General features: G+C 72.4%; 12 protein-coding genes. 2 read left to right on the top strand and 10 right to left on the bottom strand.

What is annotated here, in order from left to right; genetic code table 11:
* Positions 1-92 precede the first annotated feature (92 nt).
* Positions 93-1,136 carry a hypothetical protein gene (locus tag DFR69_RS27780; protein ID WP_110040611.1) on the top strand — a complete coding sequence of 348 codons (1,044 nt, stop codon included), beginning with the start codon at positions 93-95 and terminating at the stop codon, positions 1,134-1,136.
* Positions 1,137-1,150: 14 nt separating this feature from the next.
* Here the strand turns inward: DFR69_RS27780 and DFR69_RS27775 are convergent, their stop codons facing one another.
* On the bottom strand, positions 1,151-1,477 hold the full coding sequence (locus tag DFR69_RS27775; protein ID WP_110040610.1) for a hypothetical protein: 327 nt from the start codon (positions 1,475-1,477) through the stop codon (positions 1,151-1,153).
* A 215-nt stretch (positions 1,478-1,692) separates the two neighbouring features.
* Between DFR69_RS27775 and DFR69_RS27770 the strand changes: the two genes are divergently transcribed.
* Positions 1,693-2,028, top strand: a complete 336-nt coding sequence (locus DFR69_RS27770; protein ID WP_110040609.1) for an RNA polymerase-binding protein RbpA — start codon at positions 1,693-1,695, stop codon at positions 2,026-2,028.
* 68 nt (positions 2,029-2,096) lie between these two features.
* Here DFR69_RS27770 and DFR69_RS27765 read toward each other — a convergent pair whose 3' ends face one another.
* The 9 genes from DFR69_RS27765 to DFR69_RS27725 all read right to left on the bottom strand — a co-directional run bounded on the left by DFR69_RS27765 (position 2,097) and on the right by DFR69_RS27725 (position 24,037).
* On the bottom strand, positions 2,097-2,942 hold the full coding sequence (locus tag DFR69_RS27765) for an ABC transporter permease (protein ID WP_373867036.1): 846 nt from the start codon (positions 2,940-2,942) through the stop codon (positions 2,097-2,099).
* A 41-nt stretch (positions 2,943-2,983) separates the two neighbouring features.
* Positions 2,984-3,973 carry an ATP-binding cassette domain-containing protein gene (locus DFR69_RS27760; RefSeq protein ID WP_110040608.1) on the bottom strand — a complete coding sequence of 330 codons (990 nt, stop codon included), beginning with the start codon at positions 3,971-3,973 and terminating at the stop codon, positions 2,984-2,986.
* Positions 3,970-17,634 carry an amino acid adenylation domain-containing protein gene (locus DFR69_RS27755; protein ID WP_244198490.1) on the bottom strand — a complete coding sequence of 4,555 codons (13,665 nt, stop codon included), beginning with the start codon at positions 17,632-17,634 and terminating at the stop codon, positions 3,970-3,972. Before DFR69_RS27755 ends, DFR69_RS27760 begins: the two co-directional genes overlap by 4 nt.
* 202 nt (positions 17,635-17,836) lie before the next feature.
* The gene (gene lnt, locus DFR69_RS27750; RefSeq protein ID WP_110040606.1) at positions 17,837-19,495 is read right to left on the bottom strand and encodes an apolipoprotein N-acyltransferase; all 1,659 of its coding nucleotides are present in this window, start codon (positions 19,493-19,495) and stop codon (positions 17,837-17,839) included.
* Between the two features lie 264 nt (positions 19,496-19,759).
* The gene (locus tag DFR69_RS27745) at positions 19,760-21,352 is read right to left on the bottom strand and encodes an amidohydrolase (RefSeq protein WP_186817376.1); all 1,593 of its coding nucleotides are present in this window, start codon (positions 21,350-21,352) and stop codon (positions 19,760-19,762) included.
* Between the two features lie 30 nt (positions 21,353-21,382).
* The gene (locus DFR69_RS27740) at positions 21,383-21,586 is read right to left on the bottom strand and encodes a hypothetical protein (protein WP_167456431.1); all 204 of its coding nucleotides are present in this window, start codon (positions 21,584-21,586) and stop codon (positions 21,383-21,385) included.
* A gap of 18 nt (positions 21,587-21,604) precedes the next feature.
* The gene (locus DFR69_RS27735) at positions 21,605-22,123 is read right to left on the bottom strand and encodes an FxsA family protein (RefSeq protein WP_110040603.1); all 519 of its coding nucleotides are present in this window, start codon (positions 22,121-22,123) and stop codon (positions 21,605-21,607) included.
* 66 nt (positions 22,124-22,189) lie between these two features.
* Entirely contained in the window at positions 22,190-22,849 is a 660-nt protein-coding gene (locus DFR69_RS27730) for a response regulator (RefSeq protein ID WP_110040602.1), read from the bottom strand.
* A 21-nt stretch (positions 22,850-22,870) separates the two neighbouring features.
* Positions 22,871-24,037, bottom strand: coding sequence for a sensor histidine kinase (locus DFR69_RS27725; protein ID WP_110040601.1), 1,167 nt, complete (start codon positions 24,035-24,037; stop codon positions 22,871-22,873).
* Positions 24,038-24,061: the final 24 nt, after the last annotated feature.

The raw sequence follows: 24,061 nt of genomic DNA, 5'->3' as shown, positions 1-24,061 counted from the left end.
CTCCGGTAGGGCGGCCCCTACCGGAGTAGGGGGCGCGGAACCACTCCGCGGCGGGAGGTCTTGCGGCACACCGGATTTCTACCGTCGATCCCATGGCGACGATCGATCTCTCCCGCACCCTGTCCCGAGCCCGGTTCCGCGCCGCACCGGCGCGCCACGGCGCTGCGACCGCGCCGTGGCACGGGCCGCTGCTGGTGAATTCCGCGCTGATGGGCGCGCTGGTCCTGGTGTCGATGATCGGCATGGTGGTCGACGACCGGCCGCTGCTCGGCGAATCGGTGTGGCTCAAACCGGCGAAATTCGGTCTCGCCTTCGCCCTCTACGGCCTCACGCTGGCCTGGATCCTGCGGCTGCCGCACCGGGGGCGCCGCGCGACCTGGTGGCTGGGCACCGTCTTCGCGGTCACCGGGGTACTCGATGTCGGCTTCATCGCGCTGCAGGCCGCGCGCGGGACGTTCAGCCATTTCAACACCGCACAGGATCCGGTCAACCAGATCGGGCAGCAGGTGTTCGCCTCCGGCGTCCCCGGCCTGTTCCTCGCCAATCTCGTGCTGGCGGTGATCATCTCGTGGCAGAAGCTGGCCGACCGGCCGACCACGATCGCGCTGAAGGCCGGGTTGTGGCTGGCGGTGACCGGCATGGCGCTCGGCTATCTCATGGGCTTCACCGGACCCCAGCTGGTTCGCCAGGCCGACGGGACCGTGGTCGGTCTGATGGCCGGGCACACCGTGCACGCCGGCGGCGCGACCGGGGACGCGGCACGCGACGGCGTCGGCGCGATGCCGATCACCCACTGGAGCACCAGCGGCGGCGACCTGCGCATCCCGCATTTCGTGGGATTGCACGGCATCCAGGTGCTGCTGCTGCTCGCGGTGGGCCTGGTCGCCCTGGCCCCCCGGTACCGGTGGCTGCGCACGGAGAAGGTCAGGGCGGCCGTGCTGGGTGTCGCGGTCCTCGGGTACTTCGGGCTGCTCACGCTCGTGCTGTGGCAGGCCTTGCGTGGCCAGCCGCTGACCGCCCCCGACCTCGCGACCGCCGGGGCGGCGGCCGCGCTCGCCGTGCTGGTGGCGGGCGGGGTGACGGCGGTGTACCTGCGCGCCCGCGAGCTCGACCGGGCCGGCGCCGACCCGGCCTGACCGGGGGCGCGGCGTCAGCGCAACCGTTCGGCTTCGCGCGCCAGTTGCACGAGGGTCGCGCTCAGCTTCGCCAGCTCGTCGTGCTCGGCGCCCTCATCGACCGCGGTGGCCACGTCCTCGGCGGCGCACCGGGCGGCGAACCACCGGTCGGCCAGATCGGCGGCTTCCTGGGCGGAGAGCACCACGGCGTCCTCCGGAATCCCCGTCCCCCTGAGGCTGGTGCGATGCTCGTAGGCGCGCTGACGGCACGACTGGCGGCAATAGCGGCGGCGGCGACCCGACTCGGAATCCACGATCTCCCGCCCGCACCACAGGCAGGACAGCAGGCGACTGCGCGACATGCTGCGAAACCCTAGCCGTCCGGCGGCCGAAACACCGGCTCAGGTCTCGCTCAGCGGGCACGGCTCATGGCGCGCTCGGCATCTTCGGCGGTTCCACTACAATGGAACAGTTCAGACGTCCCGCGCGTTAACGGTAGGACCACGACCAGTTCGCGCGCCGAGAACCGCCACGGCCGCGGACCCGCGGCGTCAGCCGCCGAAGACAGGGAGCACACATGGCAGATCGCGTACTCCGAGGCAGTCGGCTCGGAGCGGTGAGCTACGAGACCGATCGCGACCACGACCTGGCCCCGCGCCGGATCGCCCGCTACCGCACCGACAACGGTGAGGAATTCGACGTCCCGTTCGCCGACGACGCGGAGATCCCGCCCACCTGGCTGTGCCGCAACGGCCAGGAGGGGCAGCTCATGGAGGGCACCACGGTGGAGACCAAGAAGGTCAAGCCGCCGCGCACCCACTGGGACATGCTGCTCGAACGGCGCAGCAAGGAGGAGCTCGAGGAGCTGCTCAAGGAGCGCCTCGAACTGCTCAAGACCCGCCGCCGCGGGTAACGGGTACCCACCCCGACGACGAAGGCCGCCACCCCGAATCGGGGCGGCGGCCTTCGTCGTTCGCAGCGCTAGTGGCTGGCGACCTTCCGGTACTGCAGCAGCGCGGCGGGCATCGCGATCGCCAGGATGACGACCGAGCAGATCACCGCGTACAGGATGCAGTTGTCGGCCGCCCAGCCCGTGGCGGGCGCGAACGAGGGCGGCGCGTCGTTGTCGAACAGCTTGCGGCCGGCCGCCGACACCGCGGTGATCGGATTCCATTCCGCGATGGTGCGCAGCGGGCCGGGCAGGGTCTCGGCGGAGATGAACGCCGAGGAGATGAACGACAGCGGGAACATCCAGATCAGGCCCGCGCTCTGGGCCACCTCGACCGTCGGCGAGATCAGCCCGGTCAGCGCGCCCACCCACGACATCGCGAAGGCGAACAACAGGATGATGGCGAAGGCCAGCGCGGCGTCGGCCGGGCTGCCGTGGATGCGCCAGCCCACGATGTAGCCGCAGAACACCATCACGCCCAGGCTCAGGATGTTGACGACGAGGTCGGACAGCGTGCGCCCCATCAGCACCGCCAGCCGCGACATCGGCAGCGTCCGCATCCGGTCGATGATGCCCTTCTGCAGGTCACCGGCCAGGCCGACGGTGGTGAAGGCGGCGTTGAACGCCACCGTCTGGGTGAAGATACCCGCCAGCAGGAACTCGCGGTACTGGTCGCCGCCGAGCGAGGCGCCGAAGATGTAGGCGAACAGGAACACGAACATCAGCGGCTGGATGGTGGCGGTGACCAGCAGCGTCGGCACCCGCAGGATGGTCAGCAGGTTGCGGTGCGCCACGATCGCGCTGTCGCGCAGGAACCGCGCCCGCGGCGCAGCCTGCTCGGGGGCGGCGGGCCGCGGGGAACTCGCCGGGATCGGCATGTCGCGGGTGTCGGGATCTTCCGCGATATCCGGCACCAAACTCACGAGAGAATCTCCTCTTGCACATCGTCGGTTTCGGGCTCGACGGCCGGTTCGGCCGGGGTGCCGGTGAGAGACAGGAACACGTCGTCGAGGGTGGGCCGCACGACCACGGCGTCGACGACGCACACGCCCGCGTCGTCGAGGCGGCGCAGCGCCTCGACCATGGTGCGCGAGCCGTTGCCGACCACCACCGACACTTCGTCGCTGCCCGGTTCGTGGATGGGTTCGCCGACGCCGACCTGCCCGAGCACCGTGATCGCGGCCGAGGCGTCCTGCCCGGCGGCCAGGGTGACGGTGAGCCGGTCGCCGCCGATCGAGGTCTTGAGCTCGTCGGCCGAGCCGCGCGCGATCACGGTGCCCTTGTCGATCACCGTGATGCGGTCGGCGAGCAGGTCGGCTTCCTCCAGGTACTGCGTGGTCAGCAGCACGGTGGTGCCGTCGTCGACGAGTTCGCCGATCACCTGCCACATGTCGAGCCGCCCGCGCGGGTCGAGGCCGGTGGTCGGCTCGTCGAGCACGACCACCGGCGGCCGCGCGACCAGCGCGCCCGCCAGGTCGAGCCGGCGCGCCATGCCACCGGAGTAGGTGCCTGCCCGGCGGCTCGCCGCGTGGTCGAGGCCGAGCGCGGTGAGCAGCTGCTCGGCCCGCTCGACCGCCTGCTTGCGGGACATGCCGTACAGGCGCGCCACCATCCGCAGGTTCTCGTAGCCGGTCAGGTTGGCGTCGACCGCCGCGTACTGACCGGACAGGCCGATCCGGGTCCGCGCGGTGGCCGGGTCGGCCAGCACGTCGACCCCGGCGACCCGGATCGAGCCGGCGTCGGGGCGCAACAGCGTGGTGACGATCCGCACGGTCGTCGTCTTGCCCGCGCCGTTGGGCCCCAGCAGGCCGAGCACGGTGCCCGCCGGGATCTCCAGGTCGATCTCCTTCAGTACCCGCACCTTGCCGTAACTCTTGGCGAGGCCGCGTACTTCTACCGCCAAACTCACGGACGCATCTCCTTCTGGCCGCCGCCGCACACGGTGATCTCCGGGACGGCGTCGAGGTGGCGATGCAGCACGGGGCCGATCACCGCCAGCGATTCCGGCGTCGTCATCGCCGCGTGCCTGCAGGGCAGGTCGTGGTTGTGGATGTTGCCGGTGACGAACGGCTGCCACGCCTCGGCCCGGCGCGCCGGGTCGGCGGCGTTGATCTCGTCCGCCGCGGCGGTGAAGAACAGCAGATCACCGTCGAAGGTGCGGGGCCGGAACCGGTTCGCCATCACCGTGCCGTCGGCGTAGCCGGTGTAGAGCCGTTCGAGGTTCTCGACCGAGAGCGCGGCGAACGGGCCCGGCTGTGCCCGCAGCAGATCCGCCGCTTCGTGCAGGTCGATGTCGGCGGGCACCGGTGCCCCACCGAGGACGTCGGCGCCGAACTCGCCGAGGATGTCGGCGACGCTGGGCATCGACGTGTCGAGCCAGCGATCGCCGAGCTGGTAGCTGTCCAGCATGGCCAGCAGGGCGACGTCCTCCCCCGCGTCCTGCAGTTGCACGGCGACCTCCTGCGCGATCAGGCCGCCGAGCGACCAGCCGAGCAGGTGGTAGGGACCGTGCGGCTGGATCGACTTGATGTGGGCCACATAGTGTCCGGCGGCTTCGGGGATGGAGGTGAAGCGTTCGTCGCCGGAGACGTGCGGCGCCTGCAGGCCGTACACCGGGCGCTGCGGCGCCAGGTGCGCGAGCAGCCCCGCGTAGCACCAGGACAGGCCGATGGCCGGGTGCACGCAGAACAGCGGGGTGTCGTGCGGACCGGTCGACGGGCGGATCGGCAGCACCGGGGCGGTGGCCGCCGCCATCGCCGCGCCCGCGTCGGCGCCGTCGAGCCTGGCCGCGATCCCGGCCGGGGTCGCGTCGCCGAACATCAGCTGGACCGGCATGTCGTAGCCTTGCTCGCGCAGCGCCGCGACGACCTTGGTGGCCAGCAGCGAGTTGCCGCCGAGTTCGAAGAAGCCGTCGTCGGCGCCGACCCGTTCCACGCCGAGCACGTCGGCGAAGACCGCGCACAGCGTGACCTCGGCCGCGGTCACCGGCGCGCGGTACCCCTCGGTCGCGGTGAAGACCGGTTCGGGCAGCCGGGCCCGGTCGAGCTTGCCGACCGGGTTCAGCGGCACCTCGTCGAGCAGCATGACCGACTGCGGGACCATGTAGTTCGGCACGTGCGCGCCGACGTGGTCGAGCAGTTCCCGCACCGTCGGCGCGAGGCCCGCCCGCGCCTTCACGTACGAGACCAGCGCGGTCGAGCCCGCCGCGGTCTTGTGCCCGATGGTGAGCGCGAACTCGACATCGGGGTGACGACCGAACGCGACGTCGATCTCGCCGAGTTCGATGCGGAACCCGCGCACCTTCACCTGGTGGTCGGTGCGGCCGACGTATTCCACGTCCAGCGCCGACTTCGCGCCGTCGCGCCAGCGCACCAGGTCGCCCGTGCGGTACATCCGTTCGCCCGGCGCGCCATAGGGATTGGCGACGAAGCGCTGGGCGGTGAGCCCCGGCCGGTTGTGGTAGCCGCGGGCCAGCGCCGACCCGGCCAGCTGCAGTTCGCCGGTGACGCCGATCGGAGTCGGGTGCAGCCGCCGGTCGAGCACGGTCGCCGCGACGCCGCGGATGGGGCCGCCGATGGTGATCGGCCCCTGCGGGCTCATCGGCTGCGGCATCAGCGTGACGATGGTGGTCTCGGTGGGCCCGTACACGTTGTAGAAGTTGCGGCCCGGCGCCCACCGCGCCAGCAGATCCGGCGGCAGCGCCTCGCCGCCGACGAGCACGTGCGCCAGCGAGTGCACCCCGGTCGGGTCGACGGTGCCCAGCGCCGCCGTGGTGACGAAGGCGTGCGTGATGCGTTCGCGGATGTAGAGCTGCCGCAGTTCCTCGCCGCCGACGATGCCGGGGGGCGCGATCACCAGCGTCGCGGCGCCGCCGAGCGCGAACAGGATGTCGAGCATGGCGCCGTCGAAGCTCGGGGTGGCGAAGTGCAGGATCCGGCTGCCCGGCCGCACGTCGTACCGGTCGGCGCACTCGGCGGCGAAGTTCGAGATGCCGCCGTGGGTGACGACCACGCCCTTCGGGGTGCCGGTGGAGCCGGAGGTGTAGACGATGTAGGCCGGGTTGCCCACCCGGAGCGGCCGGATCCGGTCGGCGTCGGTGATCGGCGCGTCGTCGGTGCCGAGCACGGTGGCGCGGGTCTGCGGGTCGTCCAGGACCAGCCAGCGGCAGTCGCCGGGCAGCCGGTCGCGGTGCGCGAGCAGGGTGAGCCCCACCGCCGCGCCGGAGTCGGTGAGCATGTGGCTGATCCGCTGCGCCGGGTAGTTCGGGTCGACCGGCACGAACGCCGCGCCGGCCTTGGCGACCGCGAGCATCGTCGCCACCGACTCGACCGACCGCGGAATACCCAGCGCCACCAGGCTTTCCGGCCCGATCCCCTGCCCGATGAGCACCCGGGCCAGCCGGTTGGTCCAGCGGTCGAGGGCGTCGTAGGTGACCACCGTGTCGCCGGAACTCAGCGCCACGCCGTCGCGTGCCCTGGCCACCGCCGCGTCGAACACCGCGGGGAAGCTGACCGGCACGTCGGCGCGGGCGCCGTGCACCGGGGCCAGCGCGGTCCACTCGACGGCGTCGAGCAGCGCGAGATCGCCCACGGCGGTGTTCGGATCGGCCGCCACCGCGGTGAGCAGCCGCACCAGCCGGTCACCCAGCCTGCGGGCGGTGACCTCGTCGAACAGGTCGGCCGCGTAGTTCACCGACAGACCGATCCCGTCGCCGACGCGCTCGGCGGTCTGGGTCTCGGTGAAGGTGAACTGCAGGTCGAACTTGGCGATCCCGGCGTCGGCGTCCACGGCCTCGATGCGCAGGCCGGGCAGTTCCAGCATCCGCACCGGGGTGTTGCGCACCGACAGCATCACCTGGAACAGCGGGTGATGCGACTGCGAGCGCGCCGGATTGAGCACCTCGACCAGCCGCTCGAACGGCATGTCGGCATTGGCGAAGGCGTCCAGATCGCGGTCGCGGACCGAGCGCAGCAGGTCGACGAAGGCGCGCTCGTCGCGCACCTCGGTGCGCAGCACCAGGGTGTTGACGAACATGCCGATCATCGAGTCGAGCGCCGGGTGACCGCGGCCCGCGGTCGCGGTGCCGACGGCGATGTCGTCGTCACCGGTGACCCGGTGCAGCAGCACCGCCAGCGCCGCGTGCAGCACCATGAACATGCTGACGTTGTGCGCGGTGGCGATCCCGCGCAGCGCGCGGTGGGTGGCCGCGTCGACCGCGCAGTCCACGGTGCCGCCCCGGTAGGAGGGCACCGGCGGGCGCGGCCGGTCGGCGGGGACGGTGATCAGCTCGGGCAGGCCGTCCAGCACGCCGCGCCAGTGCGCGAGCTGCTTGCTGATCAGCGAGTCCGGGTCGTCCTCGGTGCCGAGGAGTTCCTGCTGCCACAGGGTGTAGTCGGTGTACTGGATCTCCGGGACCAGCTCGCCGAACTCCTCGCCCGCCCTGATGCCGCGGTAGGCGGCGGCCACCTCGGCCGCGAGCGGCTCCAGCGACCAGCCGTCCATCGCGATGTGGTGCACGACCAGCACCAGCACGTGCTCCTTGGACCCCGCGACGGCCAGCTTGGCCTGCGCGGGCACCGGCAGCCCGGTGTGGTCGACGGTGATCAGGGCCGCCCGCATCGGCACCGAGGCCGACAGGTCGAAGCCGGGGGTCACGAAGCGGGTGACCGCGCCGTCCACGTCGTCCGGCCTCGCCGTCGCGTGGAACAGGGTGACCGCGCCGATCTCGGGGTCGAGCACGAGCTGTTCCGGCTCGCCCGCGCTCTCCGGGAACACGGTGCGCAGCGTCTCGTGCCGACGTTGCACCGTATGCAAAGCGGCAATCAACGCATCCAGGTCGATCGGCCCGTGCAGGCGCAGGACGACCGGGATGTTGTAGGCGCCCGCCGACTGGGTCTCCCCCTCGGCGCCGGCGTTGAACCGGTTGAGGAACCACAGCCTGCGCTGGGCCGCCGACAGCGGGATCCGTTCCGGGCGATCGCGCTTGACGAGGTCGGGCCTGCGTTCGTCACCGGACGGCCCGGCGTCGATGAGCGCGGCGAGTTCCTCGACGGTCGGCGACGCGAACACCGTGCGCACCTCGAGCCGCACGGTGCTGGCCGCGGCCAGCCGGGCGACCAGCTGGGTGGCGAGCAGCGAGTTGCCGCCGATGTCGAAGAAGCTGTCGGTGGCCGAGATCTCGCGCGCGCCGACCAGGTCGGCGAAGACCTGGGCGACCAGGCGCTCGGACGCGGTCTGCGGCGCCCGGCCCGCAGTGGCGGTGAACTCCGGCTCCGGCAGCGCCGCGCGGTCGAGCTTGCCGACCGGGGTGAGCGGAACCCGCTCGATCAGGTTCAGCGAGGCGGGCACCATGTGCCCGGCCAGCCGGGCCGCGGCCCGCGCGCGCACGGCGGCCAGCTCGACCGGGTCGGTCCCGTCGGCCAGCTGGACCCAGGCGACGATGCGGTCGTCGCCGGCGATCCGGCGGACCTCGGTGTGGGCGAACCGCACCGCGGGGTGGCTGCCGAGCGCGGCGCTGATCTCGCCGAGCTCGATCCGGAAGCCACGGACCTTGACCTGATGGTCGCTACGGCCCAGGTACTCGATCTCGCCGTCGGCGGTCCACCGCACGACGTCGCCGGTCCGGTACATCCGGCTGCCCGCCGGACCGCACGGGTCGGCGACGAAGCGACCGGCGGTGAGGCCGAACCGCTCGTGGTAACCCTGTGCGATGCCCGCGCCGCCCAGGTACAGCTCGCCCGGCACCCCGGTGACGACCGGCCGCAGCCGCTCGTCGAGCACCAGTACCCGCGCGCCGCGCACCGGCGTGCCGATGGTCACCGGCACGCCGACCCGCAGCTGCGACATCGCCGCGATCACGGTGAACTCGGTGGGGCCGTAGGCGTTGACGAACCGCCGCCCCGGCGCCCAGTTCTCCACCAGGTCCGGCGGCACGGCCTCGCCGCCGGCCATGAGACCGCGCAGATGCGGCAGCGGCCAGCGGCTCGCGTCGATGGAGGCCAGCACCGCCGGGGTGAGGAAGGTGTGGGTGATGTCCTCGCGCTCCAGCAGGGCACCGAGCTCGTCGCCGCCGTAGACGTCGATCGGGCCGATGACCATCTCGGCGCCGGACCAGACCGCGAGCAGCAGGTCGAGCACGGACACGTCGAAGCTGGGCGTGGAGAAGAAGAACGTGCGGGCGAACCGGTCCAGGCCCATCCGCTCCTGCAGATCGACCGCGAGGCTCACCAGACCGCTGTGGGTGACCGTGACGCCCTTGGGCAGGCCCGTGGAGCCGGAGGTGTAGATCTGGTAGGCCAGGTCGGCCGGCCGGATCGGGCGGATCCGTTCGGCGTCGGTGATCGGGGCGCCGTCGTAGGAGGCCAGCTCGGCCAGCAGGTCCTCGTCGTCGACGAGCAGCCACTGGGTGTCGAGCTCGCCCGCCGCCGCGCGCAGCGCCTCGGCGTCGGACCTGGTGGTGAGGACGGCGGCGGCACCGGAGTCGGTGAGCATGTGCCGCACCCGATCCGCGGGATAGCGCGGGTCGACCGGCACGAACGCGCCGCCGCTGGCCGCGACGCCGAAGATCGCGAGCGCGCAGTCGAGTCCGCGGGTCAGGCCGACGGCGACGCGGTCGCCGGTGCCGATGCCGCGGGCGATGAGCGCGCGACCGAGCTGATGCGACCGGACGCCGACCTCGGCGTAGTCGAGCTCGCCCACGGCCCCGGCGACGCTGCCGCCGGCGAACCAGCGCAGCGCGGGCCGGTGCGCGAACTTGGTCGCGGCCCGTTCGATGATGTCGGCCAGGACCACCGGCGTCACCACGGCCGGACCGAGCGCGGGGACCAGCGCGCGGTGTTCGGCGACGGTCAGCGGCTCGATCTCGCACACCAGTTGCCGCGGATCGGCGGTCACCTGGAGCAGGATCTGCTGGAACCGGGCGGCGATGGTCTCGATGGTGGCCGCGTCGAAGAGCTCCGTCGCGTAGACGAAGTCGAAGCGGTACCGGTCGCCGTCCGGGGCGACCCGCAGTTCGAGATCGAACTTGGCGCGCGCGATGTCGAGCTCCTCGGCGGCCAGCCGCAGCCCGGGCAGCTCCAGCGCGGGCGCGGCCTCGTCCTGCATGCTCAGCGCGACCTGGAACAGCGGGTGACGGTTGGTCGACCTGCTGTCGCGGCCGAGCGCGTCGACGACGCGCTCGAACGGCAGGTCGGCGTTGGCGATCGCGGCGAGTTCGTCGTCGCGATCGGCGTGCAGGAGTTCGACGAAACTGCGGCCCGGGTCGACGTCGGAGCGCAGCACGAGCGTGTTGACGAACATGCCGACCAGGTCGTCGAGCTGGATGTCGGTGCGCCCGGCGACCGGCGTTCCGAGCGGGATGTCGCGGCCGCCGGTGACACTGCGCAGCAGCACCGCCAGCGCCGAGCGCACCACCATGAACAGGCTGACGCCGGTCTCGGCCGCCAGCTCCCGCATCGCCTGCTGCAGCGGCGCCGAGATCTCGCACCGCACACTGCCCGCCTCACCCGTCGGCTCGGCCGGACGCGGCCGGTCGAACGGCAGCGGCAGCTCGTCGGGCAGTTCCGCCAGTGCCTCCCGCCAGTGCGCGAGCTGGGTGGCGGCGATGCTGTCCGGGTCGTCCTCGGCGCCGAGGACCTCGCGCTGCCAGAGGCTGAAATCGGCGTACTGCACCGGCAGCGGCGCACGGTCCGGCGCCGATCCGCCGCAGCGGGCGACGTAGGACAACGCCAGATCGCGGGTGAGCGGGCCGAGCGACCAGCCGTCGGCGGCGATGTGGTGCAGGACGACGCCGAGCAGGTGCTCACCGGGCGCCACGCGCAGCAGCTGCGCGCGCAGCGGGGTCTGCGTGGTGAGGTCGAATCCCTGCCGCGCCAGGGCGGTCAGGGCGGCGCGGGCCCGGTCGGGATCGCTGTCGACGAGTTCGAGCGGCGGCACGTTCCCCGGCGCGGGCAGCACCACCTGCTGCGGACCGGACAGGTCCTCCGGGAACACGGTGCGCAGCACCTCGTGCCGCTCCACCAGGTCGGCCAGGGCGGCGCGCAGGGCCGAGACGTTCAGATCTCCGCCGATTCGCAAGACGAATGCGATGTTGTAGGCGCTCGATTCGGGGGACAATCGGTTGAGGAACCACAGCCGCTGCTGCGGCAGCGACAGTGGTATGCGTCCCGGGCGTGGGGTGTGTACCGCCAGCGCCACCCGCTGCGTCCGGGGCGCTTCCGTGATCAGCTGGGCGATCCCGGCCACGGTCGGCGCCTCGAAGATCTGCCGGACCGGCAGGTCGACGCTGAAGTCCGCGTGCAGCGCCGCGGCGAGCCTGGTCGCCAGCAGCGAATTGCCGCCGATCTCGAAGAAGCTGTCCTCCGCGCCGGGCACCGGCCTGCCGAGGATCTCGGTGAACACCGCCGCCACCCGCATCTCGAGGTGGGTGCGCGGCGCCCTGGTCGTGGTGGTCACGGTGAATTCCGGTGCGGGCAGCGCCTTGCGGTCCAGCTTGCCCGCCGGGGTCACCGGCATCCGGTCGAGCACGGCGAGCGCGGCGGGCACCATGTACCCGGGCAGCCTGCCGCGCGCGGTGTCGAGGACCGCGGCCGGTTCGACCGGCCGATCGGCGGTCACGTAGGAGGCGAGTCGCTGCTGGCCCTGCTCGTCGACGTGCACGACGGTCAGCGCGGAGCGCACGCCCGGATGTTCGCGCAGCACGTGGTCGATCTCGCGCAGCTCGATCCGGAAGCCGCGGATCTTGATCTGGTCGTCGGCGCGACCGAGGAAGCGCAGCCTGCCGGTGGCGTCGGAGACCACGAGATCGCCGGTGCGGTACATCCGTTCGCCGACCCGGCCGTGCGGGTTGGCGACGAACCGCTGCGCGGTCAGCGCGGACTTGCCGAGGTAGCCGCGGGCCAGACCCGGCCCGGAGACGTACAGTTCGCCCGGTGTGCCCGGCGGCGTCGGCCGGAGCCGGGCGTCGAGTACGAACAGCCGCATGCCGCGCACCGGCGCGCCCAGCGGCACCGGCTCCCCCGCCACCATGGCGGCGCTGGCGGTGACCGCGACGGTCGCCTCGGAGGGGCCGTACATGTTGTGCATCCGGTACTTCGGCGCCCACGCCGCGACCAGCTCGTCCGAGCAGGCCTCGCCGCCGACGATCACCGTTCCCAGCTCGGGGAACTCGCCCGCGGGCACGGTGGCCAGCGCGGCCGGGGTGATGAACGCGTGGGTGATCCGCTCCGAGCGCAGGAACGCGGCCAGTTCCGCGCCGCCGTACAGGTCGGCGGGGGCGACCACGACGGTGGCGCCCGCGGCGAAGCCGAGCAGCAGTTCCAGCACCGAGGCGTCGAAGCTCGGCGAGGAGAAGTGCATGGTCCGCGCGGCATCGGTGACCTTGTACAGCTGGGTCTGCTCGCTGGCGAGCGAGGCGATGCCCGCGTGCGTGACGACGACGGCCTTCGGCGTCCCCGTGGAGCCGGAGGTGTAGATCAGGTAGGCGGGCTGGCCCGGCCGCATCGGGTGCCTGCGGTCGGTGTCGGTGACCGGGGTCGCCGAGCGGCGCGCGCAGTCCGATTCGAAGTCGGCGGTGCCGAACACCAGCCATTCCGGCGCCCTGCGGTGCTTACCCGTGGTGGTGGGCAGCGCGGCGAGGTGCTCGGGCAGGGTGAGCCCGAGGATCGCGCCGGAGTCGCCGATCATGTGCGCGATGCGCTCGGCCGGGTAGGCCGGGTCGACCGGGACGTAGGCGGCGCCGGTCTTGGCCACCGCCCAGATCGCGACGATCGATTCCAGACTGCGCGGCAGCGCCACCGCGACCACCGTCTCCGGGCCCGCGCCGTGCGCGATGAGGCTGCGCGCCACCCGGTTCGAGCGTTCGTCGAGCTCGCGGTAGGTGGTGTCGAAACCGAGGTAGCGCACCGCGACCGAGTCCGGGAGCCGCTGCGCGGTGTCCCCCAGCAGGCGGGCCAGGGTGCCCGCCGGTTCGGCGGGCGCGCCGGCGACCGGCACCAGCCGCGCGATCTCGCGGCGGTCGAGCAGGTTCAGGTCACCGGTCGGCGTGGTCGGGTCGGCCACCGCGGCGGCCAGCAGCGCGGTGAAGCGGCGGGCGATCGCCTCGACCGTGGCGCGATCGAAAACGTCGGTGGCGAAACCGAATTCGGCGTGCAGCGGGCCGTCGTCGTGGTTGTCGCGGACCTCGAGCTGCAGGTCGAACTTGGCGACGCCCGCCTCGATCGGCACCAGCTCGGCGGCGACCCCGGGCAGGTCGATGCGCAGGTCGGGGGTGCGGTCGTAGGACAGCATCACCTGGAACAGCGGGTGCCGCGCGGTCGAGCGTTCGGGGTTCACCAGGTCGACGAGCCGCTCGAACGGTACGTCGGGATTGGCGAACGCGTCGAGGTCGGTCTCGCGCACCAGGTCGAGCATCCGGTCGAAGCCGGCGCCGAGGTCGACCTCGGTGCGCAGCACCAGCGTGTTGACGAACATGCCGACGAGGTCGTCCAGCGCCGGATCGGAGCGACCGGCGATGGGCGTGCCGATGGTGACGTCGCCGCCGGCGCACAGCCGCGACAGCAGTGTCGCCAGCGTGGCGTGCAGCACCATGAACATGCTGACCCCGCGACTGGTCGCGAGCTCCCCGGCGGCCCGGCGCAGCTCGGCGTCGATGGTGAATTCCACGGTGTCGCCGTGGGTTCCGCGCTGCAGCGGCCGCGGCCGGTCCAGCGGCAGGTCGAGCTGATCGGGCAACCCGGCCAGGGTGTCGCGCCAGTGGCCGAGCTGTTTGCCCAGCGGCGCGTCGGGATCGGTCTCCTCACCCAGCAGCTCGCGCTGCCACAGCGCGAAGTCGGCGTACTGCACCGGCAGCGGCGTCCACGCGGGCGCGGCGCCCTCGGCGCGGGCGGCGACGGCGGTCATGAGGTCGCGCGCCAGCGGCGCCACCGACCAGCCGTCACCGCTGATGTGGTGCAGCACGACCAGCAGCAGGTGGTCCTCGGCGCCGACCCGGTACAGGGCCACGCGCAGCGGGGTCTCGGTGCGCAGGTCGAAGCCGCGGCCGGTGACCTCGCCGATCAGCGCGGGGAGATCGGCGGCGGCCACGTCGATCGGCGCCAGCTCCGGCGCCACCGCGGCGGCCGGGTGGATGAGTTGGTAGGCGCCGTCCGGGCCCTCGGGGAAACTCGTGCGCAGGCTCTCGTGGCGGTCGAGGACGTCGCGCAGGCCCGCTCGCAGGGCCGCGAGATCGAGGCGGCCGGTCAGCCGCAGGGCCAGCGGCATGTTGTACGCGGCGGCGTGTTCGGCGAAGCGGTTGAGGATCCACAGCCGCTGCTGGGCCAGCGACAGCGGGACACGTTCGGGGCGCACCGCGGGAACCAGCTTGGGCGTGGGCGTTTCGGACCGGTGGGTGCTGAGGTACCCGGCGAGCGCGGCGATGGTCGAGGCCTCGAACAGCTCGCGGATGGTGAGGTTCGCGTCGAGGATGGTGTTGATCCGCGCGACTGCGCGGGCGGCGACGAGTGAGTTGCCGCCGAGGTCGAAGAAGCTGTCCTCCACGCCGATCGCGGTCCCGTCCAGCGCCAGCACCTCGGTGAAGATCTCGGCGAGGGCGCATTCCAGCTCGGTCTGCGGGGCGGCGGCGCCGGTGGTGACCCGGACGCCGATCTCGGGTTCCGGGAGCGCCTTGCGGTCGACCTTGCCGTTGGCGCTGAGGGGCAGCTCGTCGAGGACGACCAGCGCCGAGGGGACCATGTAGGACGGCAGGCCGCGCCGCAGCGCCGAGAGCAGCGCGGCGGGTTCGGGCGCGCGCGTACCGGGCGCGGCCACCACATAGGCCACCAGTTCGTCGTCGCCGGTGCGGCCCGTCCTGGCGACGCACACCGCGCGGGCGATACCGTCCTGGGCCAGCAGCGCCGACTCGATCTCGCCGAGCTCGATGCGCAGCCCGCGGACCTTCACCTGGAAGTCGGTGCGCCCCAGGTATTCCAGGACGCCGTCGTCGAGTTGCCAGCGCGCCAGGTCGCCGGTGCGGTACATCCGCTGACCCGGGGTGAACGGGTTGGCGACGAACCGGTCGGCGGTCAGATCGGGACGGCCGAGGTACCCGCGGGCGAGCTGCGCGCCGGCCAGGTAGAGCTCACCGACGACACCCGGCGGCACGGGCCGCAGCTGCGGGTCCAGGACGTAGGTCTGGGTGTTCCAGACCGGGGAGCCGATCGGGACCGTGGTCGCCCCGGCCGGGCACGGCCAGTAGGTGACGTCGACCGCCGCCTCCGTGGGGCCGTACAGGTTGTGCAGCTCCGGGCCGCCGTCGGGGCCGTGCAGCGCGGCGTGGAAGTCGGCGACGGTGGCGCCGGGCAGCGCCTCGCCACTGCAGAACACCCGGCGCAGCCCGGCGCCGCCCGCGACCCGCGGGTCGGTGACGAACAGCGAGAGCATCGACGGCACGAAATGCGCGGTGGTGACGGACTTCTCGGTGATGACCCGGGCCAGGTAGGCCGGATCGCGGTGCCCGTCGGGCGCGGCGATCACCAGGCGGGCGCCCACCTGCAGCGGCCAGAAGAACTCCCAGACCGACACGTCGAAGGTGGCGGGGGTCTTCTGCAGCACGGCGTCGGTCCGGTCGAGCGGGTACTCGGCCTGCATCCAGCGCAACCGGTTGACGATCGCCGCGTGGGTGACGCCGACGCCCTTGGGCTTGCCCGTCGACCCGGAGGTGAAGATGACGTAGGCCAGCTGCTCGGGGCGCAGCGGCGCGCGCCGGTCGGCATCGGTCAGCGGGCCCGCGTCGCGTCCGCTGACATCGAGGGTGTCGAGATCGATCCGCGGCACCCCGCCGGGCAGGCGCACCTGATCGCGCGCGGCGGTGAGCACGCACACCGGGCGGGCCTGCGACACGACCGCCTCGATCCGGTCGGCCGGGTGTTCGGGATCGAGCGGCAGATAGGCGGCGCCGGTGGCCAGCACCGCGTACATGCCCACGACCAGCTCGATGCTGCGGTGCAGGCACAGCCCGACGGTGGTCTCCGGGCCGGCGCCGCGCGCGACGAGTTCGCGCGCCAGCCGGTTCACCCGGCGGTCGAGTTCGGCGTATTCCACGACGCTGTCGCCGAATTCGAGCGCGACGGCGCCCGGACCACGGCGCACCTGGTCGGTGAACAGCGAGACCAGGGTGCCCTCGGGCACCGGCATCTCGGTGGCGTTCCACTCCCGCAGCACGGTCGCGCGTTCGGCCTCGGTGATCGCGGCCAGCGCGCGGGTGGGGGTGGTGGGTTCGGCGGCCAGGAAACGGGCGAGGAAGTCGAGGTAGCGACCGTGGTGCGCGGCCACCTCGGCCTCGCCGTAGAGCTTGGGGTTGGCCTCGAAGTCGAGCTGGATGCGTCCGCCGTCGCCGTTGTAGATGTTGATCGAGAGGTCCTCGACGGGTCCGGTGGCGAGCACGTGCAGCTGGCCCGCGATGTCGCCGAACTTCAGCTCGTCGTGGAACAGCATGATGTTGACCATCGGGCCGAAGAAGCCGCGAGCGTCGCGGGAGTAGCCGCAGTCGCGGCGGATGTCGTCGGATCGGTAGCGCTGGTGCCGCAGCGCGCCGGTGATCTGCAGTTCGGTCTGGCGGACCACGTCGGCGACGGTGGTGTGCTCGTCGAAGCGCACACGCAGCGGGACCACGTTCGAGACCACGCCCGCCGAGCGGCGCAGCGCCACGGTGGTACGCGCGGAGACCGGAAGGCTCAGGACGACGTCCGGGTCGCCGGTGACGGTGCGCACGTAAGCGGCCAGCGCGGCGACGATGAGCGCCGAATTGGCGGAGCCGTGGGTGGTGATCGCCTCGGTGAGCAGCGAGTCGAGGTCGGGGTCGAGCACCGCGGTGGCGCGGTGGCGGCCCGGATCGTGGGTGTCGCCGGTGGCGGTGACCGAGGACAGGGTCATCGGCTCGCCGACGCCGTCGAGCTGGGTCATCCAGTACTCGCGGTCGGCCAGGAACCGGCTGGACTCGCGATAGCGGGACTCGTCGGCGTAGAGATCGACGAGCGCGGCGGCGCGGGAGACCGACGGTTCGCGCTGTTCGCCGACGGCGGTGTAGATCTCGGCGGTCCGGGAGAGGGCGTTCATCGCACCGTAACCGTCGATCACGATGTGGTGACCGCGCTCGTACCAGAACCAGTCCCTGTCACCGACTCGCAACACGACATTGACGGTGAGCGGTTCGCGCTCCATGTCGATGGGCGTGCTGGCGTGGTCGTTCATCCAGCGCAGCGCGGCCGCGCGCGGGTCGGGCTCGTCGCGCAGGTCGATGCGGGCCCAGCCCGGCCGCCAGCCCAGGTCGACGCGCTGATGCGGGACGCCGTCGATCTCGAGGAGACGCACGTGTCCCACTTGCGATTCCGCGCCGTAGCGTTCGACCGCGTACAGCAGCCGACCGACGTCGAGATCACCGTGCAGCTCGACGTAATGGGCGATGGTGAGCGGGATGTCGGGCCTGATCCGTTGCGCGTACCACAAGGCCGTCTGACCGGGCGAGAGAGCGAACGGTTGGCCCGGATCGTCGTCGGTGACGCTGGAGCTGACGCGGTCGGTGGCCAATGAACTCATCAAGCACTCCGTTCTGCCTTGTGTCACAACTCCCCGAGCAGCGCCCGGGCACACGACGGCCCAGGGCGTGGCTATCCACGCCCATTGATTCGGAGTACTGAGGCAGCCGGATGGCTACCGATGTGGATTTGTTTCGAGCGCTGTGGATCGGACCCCTATGACGGCAACTTTCGGCCGCTTCCCCCGGGTTGAAACAAACCGCTTATTCAGAATTCGGCGAGCTTCGCGAAACCTGCGCCTGATTCACTCGGCGACGCCGGAAAAACGTCAGCGCCACGCCGATCGCGGTCAGGATAACGGACGCCACTTCGGGCGCCGCGCCGATCCGTGTCGCGATCGTCGTCGTGTCGCGCAATGGTAGCTGGGCGACCAGCGCGGCGGGGTCGAGTTGCCGGGTCCGCTGCGTGAGCGTGCCGTCCGCGGTGATGATTCCGCTGACCCCGGTGGTTGCCGCGACCACGAGAGCTCGGCCGTGTTCGACCGCCCTGACCCGTGACATCGCGAGTTGCTGGTAGGTCATCTCGCTCATCCCGAAGGTCGCGTTGTTGGTCGGCACGGTGAGCAACTGAGCGCCCGAGTCCATCGATTGCCGGAACGCGCGATCGAACGCGACCTCGTAACAGGTGGCGACACCGATCGGAATTCCGGCGGCCGTTACCGAACCGTCACCATTTCCCGGGACGAAATGTCCGGCTTGATCGGCATAGGACGAGAACAACCGAAAGAAACTCCGCATCGGCAAATACTCACCGAAGGGCTGGATGATTTTCTTGTCGTGCCGGTCGGCCGGGCCTTGCGCGCCGTTCCACACCATCACCGAGTTCGTGGTGGTGCGGTCACCGTTCACCAGGACTGCGCCGACCAGGATCGGCGCGCCGATCCGCTCCGAGGCCTCGGTGATCTCGGCGGCGGCGTCGGCGTTGCGCAGTGGATCGATATCGGAGGAGTTCTCCGGCCAGATCACCACATCCGGCCGGGCCGCTGCGCCGCGGTCGACGGCGGCGGCGAGTTCCTCGGTGCGCCGGACGTGGTTGTCCAGCACGGCGCGCCGCTGCGCGTTGAAGTCGAGACCGAGCCGCGGCACGCTGCCCTGGATCGCGGCGACCGTGATCGTCCGGGTGCCGTCGTCCGGGGCGGGCAGCGTCGGCCGGAGGATCACTCCGGCGAGGGGCATGATAGCCACAGCGGCGGCGGCCGTGGCAAATCCGACCCGGGTGGCGCGGTCGCGCGGGCGCGGCGCGGGTGTCCTGGCCCAGGCCCGCACGCGCAGCGCGAGCGCGGCGAGCGCGGTGCCGGTCAGTGCCACGGCGAAACCGACCAGCGGTGCGCCGCCGTAGGCGGCCAGCGGCAGGTACCAGCCGTCGGCCTGACCGAAAGCGATACGGCCCCAGGGGAATCCGCCGAACGGGAAGCTCGAGCGCGCCCACTCCGTCGCGGTCCAGGCGAGGGCGACCCAGACCGGCCAGCCGGGCAGCTCACCCAGCCGGCGGGCCAGCACGCCCCACAGCCCGAAGTACACCGCGCAGGTGGTCGAGAGCGCCAGCCAGGGCAGCGGCCCGACGTAGATGCCGGTCCACGGCAGCAGCGGCACGAAGAACGCGAGCCCGCCGAGCATGCCGTAGCCGAACCCGCCACGGAGCCTGCCCGGTCCGCGCACGGCGACCGTCAGCAGCGCGACGGCGACCGGCGCCAGGAACCACCACGGCCGGGGCGGGAAGCTCGCGAACAGCAGCAGCCCACCGACGGTGGCCGCGAGCATCCGCCACAGGATGCCGGAGCCGCGGGCGCCGAGTGCCCGTGACCGGTCCACCGAATCGGCGGTCGCCGAGCCGGAACCTGGCTCGGTGGCGGGGTGGATCATGATGTCGGACTCCGTATTTCGTCGACGTGCTGGCTAGGGTGCGGCCGGCTGATGAGGTCGCCGCCAGCGACCGGCTTCCGGCGGTCGGACCGGAGCCGCCGGTCCCGGCAGCCGGTCCGGCACCCACCGATCGTGCCGCGTTCTCCCTGGGCCGGCACTCGTCGCGGGCCGGACCGGCCGGACATCGCGTCGGGTACACAGACCACGGGTCTCGCGATCGGGTGGAAAGACGCCGGACCCGCGGCACGGGCGAGGGGCACGGCGTCAGGCCGAGTAGATCGTGGTGCCGCTGCGCACCGTGCGCAGGCAGGTGGGCAGGTCCGCGCCGGGGTCGAGCCGGGGCAGGCCGGGGACCCGCGAGCGTGGGTCGGTGGACCAGCGCTGGACGGTGTCGGCGGCCGCCGCGACCACGAGGTCGCCCGCGTCCCAGACCGCGTAGGAGGCGGGGGCGCCGGGGACCAGGGTGCCCGCGACGCCGTCGCGCACGCCACCCGCCCGCCAGGCACCCCTGGTGGCGGCGGCGAAGGCGGCACGCGGGGACAGCCCGTGGCCGGGGGTCCGGTGGTGCACCGCCGCCCTGACCTGCTCCCACGGGTTCAGCGTGGTGACCGGCGCGTCCGAGCCGATGGCGAGGGAGACGCCCGCGGCGGCCATCGCGGCGAACGGATTCAGGGTGGCAGCCCGCTCGGCGCCGAGGCGGGCAGCGTACATGCCGTCCGCGCCGCCCCAGGCGGCGTCGAAAGCGGGCTGTACCGACGCGATCACCCCGAGCGCGCCGAGCTGCTCGATGGCGGCGGCGTCGGTCATCTCCGCGTGCTCGATCCGGTGCCCGCGCGCGGCGACGGCCGGTCCGCCGAGTTCGGCGGCGACGGCGGCGAATCCGGCGACGACCAGGTCCATGGCGGCGTCGCCGATGGCGTGGAAGCCTGCCTGGATGCCCGCCTCGGTGCAGGCCCGCACGTGCGCGGTGATCGCGTCGCCGTCGAGGAAGTTCTTGCCGCAGCCGCTGCCGTCGGCGTAGGGCTCGCGCAGCAGCGCGGTGTGCGAACCGAGCGAGCCGTCGACGAACAGGTCACCGCCGAGGGCGGCGACGCCGAGTTCGTCGACCAGCGCGCGGGCCTGCTCGGCGGTGCGCACGGCCTCGCCCCAGTAGGCGCGCACCTCGACGCCGTGCTCGAAGGCGAGCAGTTCGCGCAGGTCGTCGCGTCCGGAGATGTCGGGCCCCGCGCATTCGTGCACGGCGACGATGCCGTGCGCGGCGGCGGCGTCGAGCGCCGCGGCGCGGGCCCGGTCACGGTGCGCGACATCGAGTTTCGCCAGCGCGACGCCGCGCACCCGATGATGCGCGTCGGCGCGGAGCGGTTCGCCGCGGCGGTATCCCTGGCCGAGGTTGCCCGCCGCGTCGAGCAGGGCGGAGGAGGCCACGGCCGAGTGCGCGTCGACGCGGGCGAGGTACACCAGGCGGCCGGGCCCGGCGGCCTCGTCGAGTTCGGCGAGCGTGGGCGGGCGCTGTTCGGGCCAGGCGGTGTCGTCCCAGCCCTCCCCGACGATCACGCCGTCCGGGTGTGCGGCCGCGTACGCGCGCACCGCGGCGAGCAACTCGCCCAGCGACGCGGCGCCGCGCACATCGAGCCCGATGAGCTGCAGACCCAGCGCGGTGACGTGCACGTGCGGGTCGACGAACGCGGGCGCGACGAACGCGCCGTCGAGGTCGACGATCTCGGCGTCGGGATGCATCGCCCGTCCCGGCGCCTCGGCGCCGAGCCACACCACGGTGCCGTCGGTGACCGCCATCGCGGTCGCGTCCAGAGAGCTGGAACTGTAGAAACGACCGCCGATCAGCAACTGGGTACTCACGGTCACCCAGTCTGCCGTATCGGCCGATCGTCAGGTCGGCAGGGACAGGACGGCGCGTAGGTCCGCCTCGCGCAGCCCCGCCGGGGCGTGCCCGCCCGCTTCGACGGCGATCAGCTCGAGTCGCCACGCGGCGACCGTGAAATCCGACATGGACTGTCCGGCAGCGGCACTCGCCCTACGTACCGCGTCGGCCAGTTCCGCGCTCACCTCGATGGTGACTTGCTCGGTGGCCATCGGCACACTGTAGACCTTTCACCGCCAGGGCGCGGCATCCTGCGGCCTGCCCGGTCCGAGGGCGGGCCGCAGGCCGGTGTGGCCGTCGTCGTACCACTGGCCGACGACGTCACCGTCGACCACGTCGCCGTCGGCATCGACCACGACACCGCGGTACGGCGAGGGCGCGAAGGAGGGCAGCGGGCCGAAGCGGCGGGTGCCGAGCTTCTCCAGCACCGGCCGCAGCAGCGCCCTCGTCGGCGGGAACAGCGCCAGCAGCCCGACGACGCCGGTGACCAGGCCGGGCACGAACAGCAGCACCGAGCCCGTGGCGACGAGCAGCCCGTCGGCGACCGCGCTCTCCGCGGTGACCTCGCCGCGCGCGGCCCGGCGGAACCGGTCGAAGACGCGCCTGCCCTGCGCGCCGAGCAGCAGCAGGCCGACGCCGGAGATCGCGATCAGCACCAGCAGCGCCCAGCCCGCGCCGATCAGCTGGGCGAGGCCGACGAACGCGGCGATCTCGACGACGAGGTAGAGCACGAACAGCAGGGCGGTCATGGCGATCCTTTCGGACGATCTACTCCACTCAACGCGCGAGCGCCCGATTTTTCTCCCGGGGCGCGCTCAGCCGCCGGGACGGACCAAGCCGGTCTCGTAGGCCAGCACCACCGCCTGCACCCGATCGCGCAGCCCGAGTTTGGTGAGCACCCGGCCGACGTGGGTCTTCACGGTCGCCTCCGACAGGAACAGCGCGGCCGCGATCTCGGCGTTGGAGCGGCCCGCCGCGATCTGTTCGAGGACCTCGCGTTCGCGCGCGGTCAGCACGTCGAGGACGCCGGGATCGCGCAGCCCGGCCGGGTCCTCGGCGACGAGCCGGTCCAGCAGGCGCTTGGTGACCTTCGGGGAGACCACGGCGTCCCCGGCGGCGACGCTGCGGATGGCGGAGACGAGGTCCTCGGGCGGGGTGTCCTTGAGCAGGAACCCGCTGGCGCCGGCGCGCAGCGCGCCCAGGGCGTGTTCGTCCAGGTCGAAGGTGGTCATCACGAGGACGCGCACGCCGTCGCCCGCCGCGACGATCCGGCCGGTCGCCGTGACGCCGTCGACGACGGGCATCCGCACGTCCATCAGGACCACGTCGGGGCGCAGCTGGGTCGCGCGCAGCACCGCCTCGTCGCCGTTGCCCGCCTCACCCACGACCTCGATGTCGGGGTGCGCGCCGAGGACCATCTTCAGACCCATCCGCATGAGTTCCTGATCGTCCACCACGAGCACGCTGATCGGCATGGCCTCACCCTAGCGGGCGGATCAGTCGGCCTCGGCGCGCAACGGGAGGGTGGCTCGCACCCGCCACCGGCCGTCCTCGGTGCGGCCCGCGGTGAGGGTGCCGCCGAGCACGGCCACCCGTTCGCGCATCCCGACCAGGCCCATGCCGGTGCCGGGAATGCCGGTGTCCACCACGGGGACGCCGCCGCTGTCGACGATCTCGATCCGGATGTCGTCCTCGCGCCGGTGCACCCGCACCACCGCCTTGGGGGTCGCGCCCGCGTGCCGCAGGGTGTTGGTGAGCGATTCCTGCACGATGCGGTGCACGCCGAGGCTGACCTCGGGAGTGATGTCGTCGAGTTCACCGGTCAGTTCCAGCTCGACGGCCAGGCCGGCGTCGCGCATCATCTCGGCCAGTCGCGCGATCCCGGCACTGCCGTGCTGGGGCAGCAGTTCGGGCGCGTGCTCGGTCCGCAGGAGGGCGACCGTGCGGCGCAGCTCGCGCAGCGCGTCGCGGCCGGTACCCGAGATGGTGGCCAGCGCGCGTTCGGCCGCGTCCGGGTCCTGGCGCAGGGCGTATTTCGCCCCGTCGGCCTGCACGATGATGACGCTGACCGCGTGCGCGACCACGTCGTGGAGCTCGCGGGCGATGCGGGTGCGTTCGGCGGCGACGGCCTCGTGCGCGCGGCGCTCCTTGTCGTAGTCGGCGACGGCAAGGCGGGCCGCGACCTCCGAGTCGTAGGCGTGGCGGGCGCCGTTGAACTCGGCCAGCGTCCAGCACAGGGCGTAGATCACCGCGACCAGGATCAGGTCGCCGCCCTTGGGGGTGTCGAGCAACAGTACCGAGGTCACCACGTCGACGCCGAGGAACGCCAGGTAGATCAGTCCCTCGCGCCTGCCGACATAGGCGACCAGGGTGTAGAGCATCACACCCAGCCCGATGAGCGCCACGTGATCGGAGGTGTCCTGACCGAGCACATAGCCGGTGACGCTGCACACCTGCGACAGCGCGAACATCACCGCCGCGACCGCGCGCGGGTACACCCGGCGCAGGATCAACGGCAGCGGCAGGATCGCCGAGAAGACCAGGTAGACGGCCTTGTGTGGTTCGTCGCCCACGCCGGCGGCGTCGAAGATCAGCAGGCAGGCGGCGAGGACGGAATCGGCGACGATGGGCCGTCCGCGGAGCCACAGACTGAACCGGCGCACCCGACCAGCTTGGCACGAGAGGCT

It is taken from the genome of Nocardia neocaledoniensis, from assembly GCF_003182135.1.
GTDB classification, from domain to species: domain Bacteria; phylum Actinomycetota; class Actinomycetes; order Mycobacteriales; family Mycobacteriaceae; genus Nocardia; species Nocardia neocaledoniensis.
This window is presented reverse-complemented; position numbering and strand designations above follow the sequence as displayed.